14 protein-coding genes are annotated in these 15,067 nt (G+C 74.9%); 9 read left to right on the forward strand and 5 right to left on the reverse strand.

Annotated elements, in window-relative coordinates:
- Window positions 1-6: 6 nt before the first annotated feature.
- Both ABZ920_RS11655 and ABZ920_RS11660 read left to right on the forward strand, forming a co-directional pair.
- Entirely contained in the window at window positions 7-879 is an 873-nt protein-coding gene (locus ABZ920_RS11655; RefSeq protein WP_361501952.1) for a helix-turn-helix transcriptional regulator, read from the forward strand.
- On the forward strand, window positions 876-1,118 hold the full coding sequence (locus ABZ920_RS11660; RefSeq protein WP_361501955.1) for a DUF397 domain-containing protein: 243 nt from the start codon (window positions 876-878) through the stop codon (window positions 1,116-1,118). Before ABZ920_RS11655 ends, ABZ920_RS11660 begins: the two co-directional genes overlap by 4 nt.
- 65 nt (window positions 1,119-1,183) lie before the next feature.
- On the opposite strand, the gene ABZ920_RS11665 is transcribed toward ABZ920_RS11660, so the two are convergent.
- Window positions 1,184-1,834 carry a DUF4360 domain-containing protein gene (locus ABZ920_RS11665; RefSeq protein WP_361501957.1) on the reverse strand — a complete coding sequence of 217 codons (651 nt, stop codon included), beginning with the start codon at window positions 1,832-1,834 and terminating at the stop codon, window positions 1,184-1,186.
- 296 nt (window positions 1,835-2,130) lie between these two features.
- On the opposite strand from ABZ920_RS11665, the gene ABZ920_RS11670 reads away from it, so the two are divergent.
- Entirely contained in the window at window positions 2,131-5,001 is a 2,871-nt protein-coding gene (locus ABZ920_RS11670; protein ID WP_361501960.1) for a beta-galactosidase, read from the forward strand.
- 159 nt (window positions 5,002-5,160) lie between these two features.
- Here the strand turns inward: ABZ920_RS11670 and ABZ920_RS11675 are convergent, their stop codons facing one another.
- Complete coding sequence (locus ABZ920_RS11675) at window positions 5,161-5,565, reverse strand: type II toxin-antitoxin system VapC family toxin (RefSeq protein ID WP_361501963.1); 405 nt, start codon at window positions 5,563-5,565, stop codon at window positions 5,161-5,163.
- A gap of 6 nt (window positions 5,566-5,571) precedes the next feature.
- Window positions 5,572-5,769: a hypothetical protein gene (locus ABZ920_RS11680; RefSeq protein WP_361501966.1), complete on the reverse strand. Its 198-nt coding sequence runs from the start codon at window positions 5,767-5,769 to the stop codon at window positions 5,572-5,574.
- Window positions 5,770-6,329: 560 nt separating this feature from the next.
- On the opposite strand from ABZ920_RS11680, the gene ABZ920_RS11685 reads away from it, so the two are divergent.
- From ABZ920_RS11685 to ABZ920_RS11705, 5 genes are all read left to right on the forward strand, one after another.
- Window positions 6,330-7,541, forward strand: a complete 1,212-nt coding sequence (locus ABZ920_RS11685; RefSeq protein ID WP_361502292.1) for an MAB_1171c family putative transporter — start codon at window positions 6,330-6,332, stop codon at window positions 7,539-7,541.
- A 98-nt stretch (window positions 7,542-7,639) separates the two neighbouring features.
- Window positions 7,640-8,140 carry a toxin gene (locus ABZ920_RS11690; protein ID WP_361501969.1) on the forward strand — a complete coding sequence of 167 codons (501 nt, stop codon included), beginning with the start codon at window positions 7,640-7,642 and terminating at the stop codon, window positions 8,138-8,140.
- Window positions 8,137-9,327 carry an MAB_1171c family putative transporter gene (locus ABZ920_RS11695; protein WP_361501972.1) on the forward strand — a complete coding sequence of 397 codons (1,191 nt, stop codon included), beginning with the start codon at window positions 8,137-8,139 and terminating at the stop codon, window positions 9,325-9,327. The genes ABZ920_RS11690 and ABZ920_RS11695 overlap by 4 nt, the downstream gene beginning before the upstream one ends.
- A gap of 64 nt (window positions 9,328-9,391) precedes the next feature.
- Window positions 9,392-10,567 carry an MAB_1171c family putative transporter gene (locus ABZ920_RS11700; protein ID WP_361501975.1) on the forward strand — a complete coding sequence of 392 codons (1,176 nt, stop codon included), beginning with the start codon at window positions 9,392-9,394 and terminating at the stop codon, window positions 10,565-10,567.
- A 26-nt stretch (window positions 10,568-10,593) separates the two neighbouring features.
- Complete coding sequence (locus ABZ920_RS11705) at window positions 10,594-11,991, forward strand: FAD-dependent monooxygenase (protein WP_361501978.1); 1,398 nt, start codon at window positions 10,594-10,596, stop codon at window positions 11,989-11,991.
- A gap of 176 nt (window positions 11,992-12,167) precedes the next feature.
- Here the strand turns inward: ABZ920_RS11705 and ABZ920_RS11710 are convergent, their stop codons facing one another.
- Together ABZ920_RS11710 and ABZ920_RS11715 are read right to left on the reverse strand one after the other, a co-directional pair.
- Window positions 12,168-13,016, reverse strand: a complete 849-nt coding sequence (locus ABZ920_RS11710; RefSeq protein ID WP_361501981.1) for an SMP-30/gluconolactonase/LRE family protein — start codon at window positions 13,014-13,016, stop codon at window positions 12,168-12,170.
- Window positions 13,013-13,786 carry an IclR family transcriptional regulator gene (locus ABZ920_RS11715; protein ID WP_361501984.1) on the reverse strand — a complete coding sequence of 258 codons (774 nt, stop codon included), beginning with the start codon at window positions 13,784-13,786 and terminating at the stop codon, window positions 13,013-13,015. Before ABZ920_RS11715 ends, ABZ920_RS11710 begins: the two co-directional genes overlap by 4 nt.
- Before the next feature lie 413 nt (window positions 13,787-14,199).
- Here ABZ920_RS11715 and ABZ920_RS11720 point away from each other — a divergent pair, with 413 nt between their 5' ends.
- Entirely contained in the window at window positions 14,200-14,754 is a 555-nt protein-coding gene (locus tag ABZ920_RS11720) for a hypothetical protein (RefSeq protein WP_361502295.1), read from the forward strand.
- Window positions 14,755-15,067 lie beyond the last annotated feature (313 nt).

Consider the following 15,067-nt stretch of genomic DNA (forward strand, 5'->3'; position numbering starts at 1 on the left):
CCGACGGTGGTCGAAGGCACGGTGGGGACGGGCGGCGCGGGAGCGGGTGCGGGCGGGAGTGGGGAACCGGAGTCCTCGGACAGTCTGCGGACCTTCGGCGCGGTGGTGCAGGGACTCCGGGAACACGCGGGGCTGAGCCGGGAGGAGTTCGGCGAACTCGTGCGGTACTCCAGGCACACGGTCGCCTCGGTGGAGCTGGGCCGCCGCATGCCGGACCCGGCGTTCGTGGAACGGGCGGAGGAGGCGCTGGGCAACATGGGAGCGCTGCGTCGGGCGGCGGGGTGCCTGGCCCGGCAACCGGGGCTCGCGGCCTGGTTCCGGCAGTGGGCGCGCATGGAGACTTCGGCGATCAGTCTGTACACCTACGAGTGCCGGGTGATGCCGGGCCTTTTGCAGTCGGAGGCATACGCGCGGGCGGTATCGCTCAGTGTCCCGCCGATCCCGGATGATGAGCAGCTCGAAGAGCGGATCTCCGCGCGCCTGGCACGACAGGAGTTGCTGTCGACCCGGCGCAAGCCGCCGTGCGCTTTCAGCTTCATCGTGGAGCAGGCTGTGCTGGAGCGGCACACCGGTGGAGACGACGTCACTCACGAACTACTGGATCGTCTGCTGGACATGAGCGATCGCCACTGGAACGTTGAACTGCAGGTCATGCCGCTACGGCAGCCCGTGCATGCCGGGTTGGACGGCCCCGTGCAGCTACTGGAAACGCCGGAGAACCAGTGGTTCGCCTATTCGGAGGGGCAGAAGAACGGCCGCCTCATCTCGGACCGAAAAGAGATCAGTGTCCTCCATCAACGGTATGCAAAACTGCGCTCGCAGGCCCTGACCCCCGAAGACTCCCGAAGCCTGCTGACGCGAATGCGAGGAGCGCCATGAGCACGCCGGAACTGGCCTGGTTCAAGAGCAGCTACAGCAGTGGAAGTGAGGGGGACTGCGTCGAGGTTGCTTTCAGCTCGCGCAAGTCCACCCACAGCAGCGGCGGTGAGGGCGACTGCGTCGAGATCGCCGTCCGCCCCGCCGCCGTTCACGTCCGCGACTCGAAGGCCAGGCGGGGCCCGCGGCTCGTCCTCTCCCCCGCCGCCTGGGCCGGCTTCCTCGCGTACGGCGCGAACTAGGCGCCGGGCGCCGGTGAGGGCGGCCCGGCCGGTGCGGGTCGGGCGGGCCGCCGTTCGTGCGCGGGTCAGGACGCCGGGCACTCCTTCCACGCCAGGTGGTACACGGTGCTGATGTCCCCGTCGGTCGAGTCCATGGTCATGAAGCTGACCTTGCCGGGCGCGGACGTGCCCGCGCTGACCCGCAGTTCGGTGTTGATGTTGAAGTTGCGCAGGACGCCGCAGGGCGCCCAGACCAGCTGGGCCCAGTCGGTCTCGTCGGTGGCCTGCCAGTCGTCGTTGTAGGGGCCGCTGAGCGGGTGGTTCCTGATGGCGGTGCTCGGGGAGCCCTGGAAGTAGTACGACGCCCTCTGGGTGCCGCTCGCGCCCTGCTGGAGCGAGGCGAAGCCGCGGTAGTCGGCGCTGGCGATGGCGTAGCTGAAGCCCTGCGGGACGTGGACGACCAGGTTGAGCTGGCAGTTCTTGCGGAACGCCGTGGGGTCGGAGGTGCCGCCCGCCTGGGCGAGGTAGTCGCTGTAGGTCACGGTGAAGGCCGTGTTGTCCGGGGAGACGGCGACGGCGGCCGTCCCCTGCGGACAGCCGGAGCCGTTCACCGTGGCCACATCGATGACGATCTTGTCCGTGGGCGGGTCGTCGAAGACGGGGGACGGGTGCTGCGCGGGGAGCGCGGTGGTCAGGAGCGCGGCGATCGCGCCGCTCATGAGCAGTCCGCCGGTCATGGTTCTCCCATCCGTTCAAGGGCGTGCGGTGGGGGGTGCTGGGACGTTCCGGTTCGGTCAGGGTGCTCTTCGGTGCCGCGCCTATGTGTCATGGGCACGCCAAATCCGGTGGCGCATGCGCCCCCGGCCTGTGGAGAAACCATGAGGGGCCCGTGAAGGCCAGGAGCGGTCGCATCGTACGCGCGCACTGCGCGGCAGGCCAGGTCGGTCTCCGGCCATTCGGGCGGTCCTGGCGGTCCGCGGCCGTGGAGAATGGCCGGGCCCGCTCCCCGTAAGATCGCCCGGGAGGCAGACCCTTGGCGCTCAGCAGACGTACTTTCAGCGCCCTCGCCGGCACCGCCGCGCTCGGCTTCGCGCTGGGCGGCAGTGGCGGGCCGGGGGCGTCCTCGGCCTACGCCGCACGCGAGGTGCCCACGGGCCCGCCGCCCGCGCCGCCCCGCGCCGACGGCCGGCGGCACTCGGTCGAGTTCGACCGCCACTCCCTCGTCGTGGACGGCCGGCGGCTGGTCCTGTGGTCGGGCGAGATGCACCCCTTCCGGCTGCCCAGCCCCTCGCTGTGGCGGGACGTCCTGCAGAAGCTGCGCGCGCACGGCCACAACGCCGTCAGCGTTCCCGTGGCCTGGAACCACCACTCCCCCGCGCCGGGACGGTACGACTTCACCGGTGTGCGGGACCTGGACCTGTTCCTGCGCACGGCGGCCGAGACCGGCCTGTACGTCGTGCTGCGCCCCGGACCGTACATCGGCGCCGACGTCGACGGCGGCGGCCTCCCGGGCTGGCTCCGGGCCGCGCCCGGCACCACCGCCCGCACCGCCGACCCGGCCTACCTGGCGCACGTCGACGAGTGGCTGGGCGCCGTCGACGCCGTCGCCGTACGGCACCTGTTCACCTCGGGCCGGGGCACGGTGCTGCTCTACCGGCTGGAGGACGGGGCCGACGTCCGCGTCAACGAGCCGGCCGGCCGCGCCTACCTGGCACACCTGTACGGCCGGCTCCGCGCCGACGGCATCGACGTCCCCCTCTTCCACGCCGGCGCAGACCGCGGCCGCACCTGGATCCCCGGCTTCTCCGGCGCCGACGCCGGAAAGGGACCCGGTCTCCTCGCCGTGCGCGGGGCCGGCGCGGCCGATCCGTGGGGCGGGGCCCGGTTCGGGGGCAAGGGCTACGCCGAGGCGCGGCGCACCCACGACGCCGCGTACGAGCGGCGCACCGGACTCACCCGCCTCGCCCAAGGCGTCACCGTGCACGAGACCGGACCGGCCTTCGGCGGCACCTCCTGGGGCTGGCTGCCCGCGCCGGACGTCTACACGTCGTACGACCACGGGGCCGCCGTCGACGAGGCGCGCAGGCCCACCGGGAAGCTGGCGGCGGCGCACCAGATCGGGCACATGCTGCGGACCTTCCCCGACTTCCCCAAGCTGGAGCCGGCCGGGCACGTCGAGGTGGCCGGGCTGACGACGCATCACCTGACCAATCCGGACACGGGCGCCCACGTCCACGTCCTGCGCAACGACGGCGACCGGGACGTGGCGTCGACGATGCGTCTGGCCGGGCACGAGCTGCCGGTCACCGTGCCGGCCGGGGACGCCCAACTGGCCGTCACCCACCTCACGCTGGGGCGGCGGAAGGTGCGGTACTCCACCGCGCAGCCGATGCTGTGGACCCGGGCGGGGCGGCAGGACGTCGCCGTCTTCGTCGGCCGGCCCGGCGAGCTGGCGCACCTCGCCCTGGACTGCGCCGAGGAGCCGCTGGTGACGCGGCTGGACGCGGAGGCCGCGTTCGTCTACGACCTGGGCGTGCTGCGCGTGACGGCGCCGTTCGGCGAGCGGGGGCTGATCCGCGTCCTGGTCGAGGGCGACGGCGAGGACCGGCCGCTGCTGCTGCTGTTCGCCGACGACGCGACCTCGCTGCGCCTGTGGCCGTACGACACGCCGTCGGGCTCCCTGCTGGTCTACAGCCCGGCCGCGATGCTGCGCACCGCCGAGCTGCGCGGCTCGACGGTCCACCTCACCGGCGACACCCTGGGCGTGGGCCGGATGGAGGTGTGGGCGCCGCGCGGCATCGACCGCGTGACGTGGAACGGCAGCAAGGTGCCGGCCACGCCCAGCACGTCCACGAGTCTGCTCAGCGACGGCCCGCTGCCCGGTGCGCCGGACACCCCCGGGGTGAGCCTGCCCGCGCTCGGCGACTGGCGGATGCGGGTGGAGAACCCCGAGTCCGGGCCGGGCTTCGACGACTCCGCCTGGCGGGCGGCCGGCGGGACGGCGCCGGACGGCGCGGCACCGCCGTCCGGGGGGCAGCCGGTGCCGTCCGCCGACGACCACGGCTTCCCCTACGGGGACGTGTGGTACCGGGGCACGTTCACGGACGCCTCCGGCGTCGAGGCGGTGTCACTGTCCTACCGCACCGGCACCCAGGGCCTGCTGATGGCGTGGCTGGACGGCGACCCGCTGGGCACGCACCGCATGCCGGTGCCCGACGGGCGCACCCTGGACCGGAACACCTGGACGGACACGGCCGCCTTCCCGGTCGGCGAACGGCTGCGCACCCCGGGCAGGCACGTGCTGTCGGTGCTGGTCCGGCCGATGGCGCACGCCCAGGACGGCCCGGCGGAGGTCCCCCGGCGGGCGGCACGCGGGCTGACCTCGGTCGCCTTCACGGGGGCCGCGCCGAAGGTGAGCTGGCGGATCCAGGGCGCGACGGCACCCGACCCGGTGCGCGGGCCGCTGAACAACGGCGGCCTGTACGGCGAGCGGGAGGGCTGGCACCTGCCGGGCTTCCCGGACCGCGACTGGGAGTCCGTGCGCCTCCCGCGCGCGGAGCGGCGGCAGGGCGTGACCTGGTACCGGACCACCTTCGCCCTCGCCGTGCCGGCGGACACCGACGCCTCGGTCGGCCTGGTCCTCGACGACGAACCCCACCGTTCCTACCGCGTCCAGATCTTCCTGAACGGCTGGAACATGGGCCAGTACATCAACGACGTGGGCCCGCAGCACACCTTCGTCCTGCCCAACGGCATCCTGCGCACCCGCGGCACCAACACCCTGGCCCTGGCGGTCCTGTCGGAACTCGGCACGCTCTCGGGCCCGGGCCGGGTCCGCCTGGAGCTCCTGGACGCGGTGACGGGGGGCGTCCCGGTGACGCCGGTGCCGTCGCCGGGGCGGTGAGGGGCGGGACTCGCCGTCTTCCGGGACGTCCAGGGCTTTGGCAGTCCGGCCGTGTCGCGTACCGACGGGTTTCCAGGTCGGCGACGTGCTGCCGTACCCCTTCTCCTCGCGTCCGGTGTCGGGTCCGGTCGCCGTCAGCGTTGCCGTGAAGGACGACCGTCATTCGGCGCCAAGGATGCGGAGGCCGTGGTGGAGGCGGAAGTCCTCGTAGTCCTTGAGGTTGAGGGTGGCCAGCGGCAGATCGTAGGTGGGAGCGCAGGCGGCAATCCACATGTCGTTGGTCGGGCGGGGCCGGCCACGCTGTATCCCGGCAGCCGAAAGCCGTCCCCAGGTGGCGGCAACGGACTCGTCGCCTGGCAGGACGGGGATGTCGGCGAGCCAGTCGGCGAGTGCCTGACGGCTGCGGGCGCCCCAGTGGCGGATCTCCATCCACTTGGTCAGTTCGCCGTAGGTCACGAAGGTGATCAGCGGCTTGCGGCCGATGAGGCGGGTCGCGAGCGGCCCGGTGAGCTGGCGCTTGTGGGACAGGGAAGCGACGTCGGTGTCAAGGATGACGGGTTGCATGGGGCCTCAGGCAACGTCTCGATGGCGCTCGGCGTACGTGAAGGCGAGGAACTCTTCGAGTTCCTCGTCCGACTCGAACGTGTCGGCGGCGAGATCGTCCAGGGACCGGATCGGCTGGGTGTTCTTCGCTGCCAGCATCTCCTCGACCGACAGGCGCGGCCGGGGCGGCGGGTAACTGAAGTCCTCCGGTGCGGGCGTACTCATCAGGACCTCCACCAGGACGGGGACCGGCTCCGTGGCCCAGCATACGGGTGCCTGCACCTGCACACACCAAGGTTTCCCCACCGGTCAGGCTCCGAACACACGTGCCGCGAAGCCGTCCGTCAGGGCAAGCGCCGGCCATGGCTTGCGTAGGGCTGCCTGGTCGGCATCGAGACCGCGTCGCCTTGGCCGGGTTCCAGTGCCCGGCCGCGCCACAGTCCTTCCCCGCCGCACGGCCGTCGCCGGATCGCATGACGCGGACACATCCACACGCGTAGGCTCGGACGACCTGCCGTGGACAGGGCACGAGCCGGAGGGGAGAAGCGGATGGACGGGGCGGGCGGGCGCCGAGCCGCGGTCCGGGTCGCCGGGGCGCCGCCACGGCGCGGGGTGCCCGGGTCCCTCCTGCCCGCCGTCGCCGGGCCGGCGCCCCGCGGCGGGAGCGGAGGGGCGGCACGGTGACGCAGCTGCCCGGGCCGGCCGGGGTCTGCTGCCTCCTCGGTCCGGCCGTCGACCCCGGCCGTCTCGCGCCGGTCCCGGACGCGCGGCCGGTCCCGCTCGCGCTGGACCCGGCGGCGCTGGCCGACGCGTTCTCCATCTCCTTCTGGATCCCGACCGCGGTCCTGACCGCTGCGCTGGCCATCAAGCTGCCCACGATCATCCGGCTGTGGAAGGACCCCCTGCTGCGCGCGGTCGGCGGACTGCTGCTGCTGGCCTGCGGGGTGTTCACCTTCGTGGCGCCGTCGACGATCGCCTGGACCAACCGTGTCACGGGCGTGCCGAACATCTCGGCGCCGTGGGTGTACTCGCTGCTCACCGCGTTCTGCGGGTCCTGCCTGCTGCTGATCATCGCCTGGCGCAACGGCCTGTCGGACCGCTCGGCCGCGACCCGTCGCGCCATGCGCCGGGTCGTCTCGGTGTACTCGGGCGTGATCGTCGCGCTGTGGGTGCTGTTCGCCCTCGCGGACGTGCCCGTGGAGCGGCTGCGGGACCTGGACACGTACTACGCCAACACCCCGTTCATGCGCGAGGAGATCCTGCTCTACCTGCTCGCGCACTCGGTCGCCGTCCTCATCACCTCCCGGGTGATCTGGAACTGGGTCCGCACCGACGGGCTCGACGCCTGGCTGCGCGGGGGGCTGAAGTCCCTGGGGGCGGGCTACGGGCTGAACCTGATCTTCGACGCGCTCAAGCTCACCGCCGTCGTGGCCCGTTGGACCGGGCACGACCTGGACTGGCTGAGCACGGACCTCGCGCCGCCGGTCGCCTGCGTGTCAGCGATCCTCATCGCGATCGGCTTCATCGTGCCGCACGCCGGTCAGTACCTGCACGAGCGCTGGCGCGTCCGGCTCGCCCACCACGAACTGCGCCCGCTGTACCAGCTGATGCGGACCGTGGACGGCGGCGGGGTCCCCGCGCTGCTGCTGGCCAGCCCGGAGCTGCGGCTGACCCGGCGCGAGACGTTCATCCGCGACACGCTGCTGCCACTGGCCCGCCGCATCGACGAGGACCTGCGCGGGCGGGCGTACGACGCCGCGCTCGCCCTCGGTCACCCGTCCGGGGCGGCCAAGGCGCTGGCGGCGGCGGTGGCGATCCTGGACGCCGTCGAGGACCGCGCGCGGGCCCCGCAGGACGAGAGCGCCTCCGGCCCCGACACCACCGACCTGCTGCGGGAGATCGGCGCGGTGTCCCGGGCCCTGCGCCGCCGCGACCGCGTCGAGGCGGTGCGCGCCCGTGCGGGCCGGCCGGCGAAGAGCGTGCCGGTCCATGAATGAGCACGGCCCGGGGACCTTCCCCTCCCGTCGGCCCTCCGAGGATGATGGGGGCAGGCGTGGTCGGAGCACGGGGGAACAGGGTGCGTAGGAAAAGGGAGATGCGGCGCCTCGCCGACGCCCTCGTCGACTCCATGCGGGTGCCGGTGCCCGCCGACCCCGAGGCGCTGTTCGCCGCCCTGGTCGACTCCGTCAGCGCCTGGCGGGGACGCGAGGTCGTCGTCCGCCGGGAGGTCTTCCCGCCGCACACCGCCAGCGGGCTGTGGCTGGAGGGCGAGACGCAGGACGTGGTGGTCGTCGACCGGCGGGCCGCCGTGTGGCACCAGGTCGTGATCTTCTGCCACGAGGTGTGGCACATGAGGATGCGCGACGCCGGCCCCCCGTCCGCCGCGGACGCGGACGGCTCGCCCCGGCCCGTCGCGGCCCGCACCGACTTCAGCCTGGCCGACGAGCAGGAGGCCGACCTCTTCGGCATGCTGATGGGCCGCCGGCTGCGCGGCTGGCTCGAGGCCCCGGCCGGCTCCGTGCCCGCCGCCGGCGACGACGACCTCGCCGGGCGCATCGGTGCCGCGCTCAACTACCGCGGGACACGGGGACGATGAGCGGCGCGATCAACTACGTCAGCTGCGGTGTGCTCTGGCTGGGCCTGGGGATGAAGACCCCGGACCTGATGCGCCACCGGCACGACCCGTACCTGCGCGCCATCTGCGCGGTGCTGGGCCTGGCCGGCGTCTGCTTCTTCCTCGGCGCCCCGCCCACGGTGGGCGCGATCAACCGCCTCAGCGGTGTCCCGAACCTCGCCGCGCCGCTGACGTACGCCTCGATCACGGCCTACAGCGCCGCCTCCCAGGTGCTCATCGTCTACTGGCGGGGCGGGCCGCGCGTGCACCTGGTCGTGCGCCGCTGGATGCTGGCCTACGCGGTCGTGCTCGCCGGCATCACCGCCACCTTCTGCCTGGGCGACGCCCCGGTGGAGCGCCGCACCGACCTGGACACCTACTACGCGACGACGCCGTTCATCGCCGAGATGATCGTCCTGTACCTGGTCGGGCACCTGGCCGCCGTCTGCGTCACCACGGTGTCGTCCCTGCGCTGGGCCCGGGAGGTGCACGGCTGGCTCCGGGCGGGACTGGTGGTCCTGGGCCTGGGCACCCTGTGCAACGCCGGCTACAGCGTGACCAAGCTCGCCGCGGTGGCGGCCCGCTGGTGCGGGCGGGACTGGTCGGCGCTGGGCACCCGCGTCTCCCCGGCGGCCGCCGGGCTGGGCGCTCTGCTGACGGCCGTCGGCATCCTGGTGCCGCTGGCCGGCCCCCGGCTGGTGGAGGGGGCGCGCGCCTGGCGGACGTACGGCCGTCTGGCACCCCTGGAGCGCGCGCTGGACGACGTCCTCACCCGCCGCGCCCTGCGGCTGCCCAGGCCCCGCTGGGCCGCGCCCGCCACCCGGCTGATGTGGCGTCAGACCAGCATCCTCAACGCGCTGGGCTACCTGGACTCCCGTTTCGACCGCGCTCTGTACGGGCGGGTCCACGAGGCGGTCCTGGAGGCGACGGGCGACGCGGAGCGGGCCGCGGCCGCCGCGTGGGCGGCGGTCGTCGCCGAGGCCGGGCGGGCGGAGGCCGGAGGCGGTCCGGACGCCCCGCCCACCGGCGCGGCCGGCCGGCTGCCCGGTGCGGTGCCGGGTCCCGAGGCCCTGGTGCGCATCGCCGACGCGCTGGCCGCGTCCCCGTCCGCCCCGTCCGCCCGCGTCCGCAGCGGCACGGCCCCCACGGCCCCGCGGGGCACCGCGTGAACCGCACGCCGCCGGCGCGGCCGCCGCACCCTGCCGCACCCGGGGCCGGACGGGGGTGCCGGGCATGAGCCTCGTCGTCTACCTGGCGGCCCTGGTGTTCGCGCTGTCCGGCGTCGTGCTGCTGCGCCGGCCGCGCACCGCCGCGCGGAACCCGCTGACCGTCTCCACGTGCGTGGCGATCGCGCTCGGCACGCTGGTCTTCGTCTGCTCCGCGCCGCTGACCCTCGCCGCCGTCAACGACCTCACCGGTGTCCCGAACTTCGGCGCCCCGCTGACCTACGGCATGCTCTCCGCGTACAGCTGCTCCCTGCTCGTCCTGCTGATCCACTGGCGGGGCGGGCCGCCCGAGCGGGTCAGGAACCTGGCGCTGCGCAGCGTCGCCGTCTACGTCCCGCTGGTGCTGGCGATCGTGGTGCTGTTCGCGCTCGGCGACGCGCACACCGAGCGGCTCACCGACCTGGACACGTACTACGCCAACACGCCCTGCCTGCGCGAGATGATCGTGCTCTATCTGCTCGGGCACAGCGCCGCGACCGTGTCGATGTGCGTGCTGTGCGTGAAGTGGAGCCGCGAGGTCACCGGGCTGCTCAGGGCCGGGCTGCGGCTGATCATCCTGGGCGTGCTGCTCGACGTGGCGGGCTTCCAGGCGACCAAGTACGCGGCCGTGGCGGCGCGCTGGTCGGGTCACGACCTCGATGTGCTGTCCACGAAGGTGGCCCCGCCGATGGCCTCGCTCGGCGCCCTGCTGTGTTCCGCCGGCTTCGTGCTGCCGAGGCTGCTGCCCGCGCTCCTCGCGCAGTGGCAGAGCCTGCGCGACCACCGCAGGCTGGGACCGCTGTGGGCGCGGGTGCGCTTCGCCTCCACCGCGCCGGGGCCGCCCGCCTCCTGGTGGCGGCTCCCCCAGGAGCGGCTGCAGTGGCGGGAGGTGTCCATCCACGACGCCCTCCTCGCGCTGGCCCCCTACTTCGACGACCGGGTCCGCGAACGTGCCCGTGACGCCGCCCTGCGCCGGGGGCGCACCGCGCACCAGGCGCGGATCGCCGCCGAGGCGGCCATGCTCGCCGACGCGGCCCGGCGGGCCGCCGCCCGCGAGGCGCCCCTCGACACGCCGAGCGGCTACCGCCTGCACGCCACCGAGGTGCCCGGTGCGGACGGGCTGGTGGAACTGGCGGAGGCACTGGCCGGCACGACCGACGTCACCGCCGCCCGCAGCGGAGCGGTGCAGACCTCCCATGGCTGAGACCATGGCCGACTCCGAGGAGCCCCATGCCGCGTAGAGCTGTCGTCATCGGTGCCGGGCTGGCCGGCATGCTGGCCGCGGCGGCGCTGTCCGACGCCGTGGAGGAGGTGGTCGTGCTCGACCGGGACCACCTGCCCGACGGACCGGAGCACCGCAGGGGGCTCCCGCAGGGCCGCCACGCGCACCTGCTGATGGCCGGCGGGCTGGCCGCCATGGAGGACCTGCTGCCCGGGGCCGGCGTGCGCGGCCGGCTGCTCGCCGCGGGCGCGCGGGAGATACCGCTCGGCTCGGGCATGGTGGCCCTCACGCCCGAGGGGTGGTTCCGGCGCTGGCGCCACGACGGGCCTCGCATGATCACCTGCACCCGGGCGCTGCTGGACTGGACCGTCCGGCGGACGCTCCTCGACCGCACCGGGGCCGGGTTCCGCACGGGCCGCGTCCTCGGCCTGACCGGGACCCGGGGACGTGTGCGCGGGGTGCGGGTGGCGGACGCGCGCGGCGAGCACGACCTCGACGCGGACCTCGTCGTGGACGCGAGCGGCCGCGGGTCCCGCGTGGTCGCCTGGCTGGCCGAACTGGGGGTGACCGGGATCCGCGAGCGGACCGTCGACTCCGGCCTGGTCAACGCCACGCGCATCTACCGCACGCCGGCGGGTGCGGAGGACTTCCCGCTGACGATGGTGCAGGCCGATCCGTACGTCTCCCGGCCGGGGCGCAGCGGCATGGTCCTGCCCGTCGAGGGCGGCCGCTGGATGGTCAGCCTGGCCGGCACGCGCGGCGGCGAGCCGCCCACCGACCCCGACGGCTTCCTGCGGTACCTGCTCGACCTGCCGGATCCCATCGTGGGCCGCCTCGTCTCGGGCGCCGAGCCGCTGACCGACGTGCACGTCAGCCGCAGCACCAGCAACAGCCGGCGCCACCTGGAGAAGGCCCCGCACTGGCCGGAGGGGTTCGTCGTGCTCGGCGACGCGCTGGCCAGCTACAACCCCGCCTACGGGCAGGGCATGTCGGTGGCCGCGCTGGGCGCCCGGTGCCTGGCCCGGGAGCTGCGGCGCACCGGGCCGGCCGCGCCGGGCCTGGCCCGCCGGGTGCAGCGCGCGGCGGGCCGGTCGGTCGACGCGGCCTGGGCGGCGGCCGTCGGCCAGGACGTGTGGTACCCGGGCATCCGCGGCGGTCGGCCGGGCCCGGCCGACCGCCTCGTCACCGCCTACAGCCGGCGTCTGACACGGGCGGCCACCGGCTCCTACCGGGCGGCGGCGGCCCTGTGGGACGTCACCAGCCTGCTCACCGGCCCGGCCCGCCTGCTCCACCCGGTCACCGTCGTGGACGTCCTGAACGGCGCCCTGCTCCCTCCCCTGACCGGCGCCCCGCTCACCCCCGCCGAGCGGAAGATCCTGACGGAGCTGGACCGGACGGCGGGGTGAGCCGGGGCCGGGCACCCGGTGGGGCGGGGCGGACGGGGTGGGAGGCGGTCCGGGGGGCGAACCGCGCCGGAGACCCGACCGGCCGGAGGACGGGACCGGTAGGGGTGCCGGGCCGTCCGGAGACCCGACCGGCCGGACGCCGGACCGCCCGAGGCGCCGGGCCGGCAGGAGGCCGGTCAGCCGGCGAACGCGGGCTGCGGCAGCCCCCGCCCCGCGTCCGGGACCACCAGCAGGGAGCCCGCCAGCGGGTGCGGCGCGGACAGTCCCGTACGGGCCGTGGTGATGTACAGGTCGGTGAGGCCGGTTCCGCCGAACGCGCTGGAGGTGACGCGCGGGACCGGCAGCTCGACCACCCGGTCCAGCGCGCCGGCGGGCGTGTAGCGGCGGACCGCGCCGCCGTCCCACAGGGCCACCCACACGCATCCGTCGGCGTCGACGGTCAGCCCGTCCGGCGCGCCGGCGCCGTCCTCCAGCGACGCGAACTCCCGCCGGCCCGTCACGTGTTCGCCGTCGACGTCGAAGACGTCGATCCGCCGGGTCGGCGAGTCGACGTAGTACATCAGCCGGCCGTCGGGGCTGAAGCCGGTGCCGTTGCTCACCGCCACGTCGTCCAGCACGACCTCCACCGTGCCGTCACCGGTGAGCCGGGACAGCGTGCCGCCGCCCGGCGCCTCGTCGTAGCGCATCGTGCCGGCCCACAGGGCGCCGTCGGGCGCCACGGCGGCGTCGTTGCCGCGGCGGCCGGGGACCGGGTCGTGGTGCAGCCAGCGGAAGGCGCCGTCCGGGTCCGTCAGGCCCACGCCGTCCCGCAGGTTCAGCACCAGCCCGCCGCCCGCGCGCGGCGCCGCGGCACCCACGTGCTGCTCGGTCGTCCGGACCGTGCGGCGGCCCGAGGCCGGGTCGAAGGTGTGCACCCGGGAGCCCAGGATGTCGACCCAGATCAGCCGCCCGGCGGCCGGGTCCCACACCGGGCCCTCGCCGAGCCCGGCCGCAGCGCGTACCGCCACCTCGTACGGCGCCGTCATGCCGCGCTGCGGTGACCGAGGCGCTCCGACAGCTCGGCGGCGCCCTTCGCGGCGAGTTCCTCCAGCTCGGCGCGGCGCTCCTCGCTCCAGCGGATCATGGGCACGGAGATGGACAGCGCCGCGACCACCTGACCGGCGCGGTCGCGCACCGGGGCGGCCACGCAGCTGACGTCCGGGTTGGACTCGCGGTTCTCCACGGCGACGCCGCGCCGGCGGATCTCGGCGAGGGCCTCGCGCAGGGCGGCGGGATCGGTGATGCTGTTCGGCGTCATCGCGGTCAGCTCGGCCCCGTCGGGCAGGCGCGCGGCAAGTTCCCGCTCGGGCAGGGAGGCGAGCAGCATCTTGCCGACCGACGTGCAGTGGGCGGGCAGCCGGCGGCCGGCGGCGGACACCATGCGGACCGCGTGCGTGGAGTCGACCTTGGCGATGTAGATGACGTCGGTGTCCTCCAGGATCGCCACGTGCACGGTCTCGTCGCAGGTCTCGGCGACGGAACGCGCGACCTGCAGGCCCTCGGCGGCGAGGTCGAGCTGCTCCGCGTAGCGGCTGCCGAGCTGGTACGGGCGGACGCCGAGCCGGTAGCGGCCCGGCTGACCGGCCACCGGGACGATGTACTGGCGGGCGGCGAGCGTGGTGACCAGTTCGTGCACGGTGGTGCGCGGGAGCTGGAGCCTGCGCACGATGTCGGGGGCGGAGAGCGTGCCGTCCCCGTCGAGGAAGAGCTCGAGTATGTCGAGAGCCCGGGTCACGGCTGGTACGAGACGTCCCACGACCGGCCCCCTCTCTTGTTCCAGGCCTATGTTCGAGATTTCAACAGGCGACCGGCATGACGAACGGACAGGTTAGTCACCGCGGGGTGCGCGGGCAATGGCGTGGGCCGTGGAGGCTCCAGAGGCAGGCGCGCCCCGCGCGCACGGAACGACCCTGTCCGGAACCGCCGGGCCCGCCCCGCCCCCGCCCGGACTGAGCGAGGATGGACCGCATGCCCACCGCAAGGCGCCCCGGCGACCCCGACGGCCAGAACCACCCCGGCCATCCCGACCACCGCGGTCAGGCCGACCGCCCCGCTGCGGCGGACGGGCCGGGTGGTGCGGCCGGCGGCCCGGGACGGACCGGCGGTCCCGGCGGCCGGTCCGGCCGTCCCTTCGGTGCGCTCGGCTTCCAGCTGGTCCTGCTGCGCCGGATGGCCGACCACAACCCGGAGCTGGTCGACGACGCGCGCCGCACGCTGGGCGTCTCCCTCGCCGAGATGCGCGAGGCGAACAAGCGCTGGCAGGCGATGGTCCGCTCCCGGCGGCCGAGGTCCGCCGCCTCCCTGCCCGCCGGCCCCGACGGCTTGGGGGGCGCTCCCGTCCGCTCGGTGCTCGGCCGCCCCGAGACGGTGGCGCGGCGCACGGTCGGCGACGTGGAGTGCGAGGCGTGGCAGTGGCGGCTACCGCTCTGGCCCGACCTGCGCTTCGAGGTGCTGGCCGGACCGGGCGGCGTGGTGTGGAGCGGGTGGCTGGTCCGCGCCCCGGGCAGCCCCGCTCCCCCGCTGCGCACCGTCGAGGACCTCGTCCCCTGGTCCTGCACGGTCGACGAGGCCGCCCGCGCGTTCGCTCCCGCCCGCCCCCTGGAGGGCACCGCGCCCACCCGCCGGGGCCTCGCCTTCACGGCCCCCGACGCGCGGGGCGTACGGCGCCAGGTCGTCGCGGAGTTCACCTGGGGGCTGCTGCAGCGGACCCGGGTCGACGGATAGCGGCGGGGGCGGGACCGTCTCGGCCCGGGTCAAGGGATGACGCCGGGCTGGACGGCTTCTTGCCAGCGGGTGACGGCGGCCTGGACGACCGTTTCGGCCCGGGTCAGCGGTGACGGCGGCCTTGAGCGGCGTCCTGGCCGCCGCTGCCCGTGCCGGGACCGTGCTTGCCGTCCCGGGACCGCGGTGCCGGGACCGCCGGACCGGGCCGGGGCGGCCGATGCCGGGCCGGGGCGGCCGGTGCCGGGCCGGGACCGTGCTTGCCGTCCACCGTCCCGGGACCGCCGATGCCCTCCCGGGACCGCCGCTGCCGTGC

This window comes from Streptomyces sp. NPDC046831, assembly GCF_040645305.1.
GTDB lineage: Bacteria > Actinomycetota > Actinomycetes > Streptomycetales > Streptomycetaceae > Streptomyces.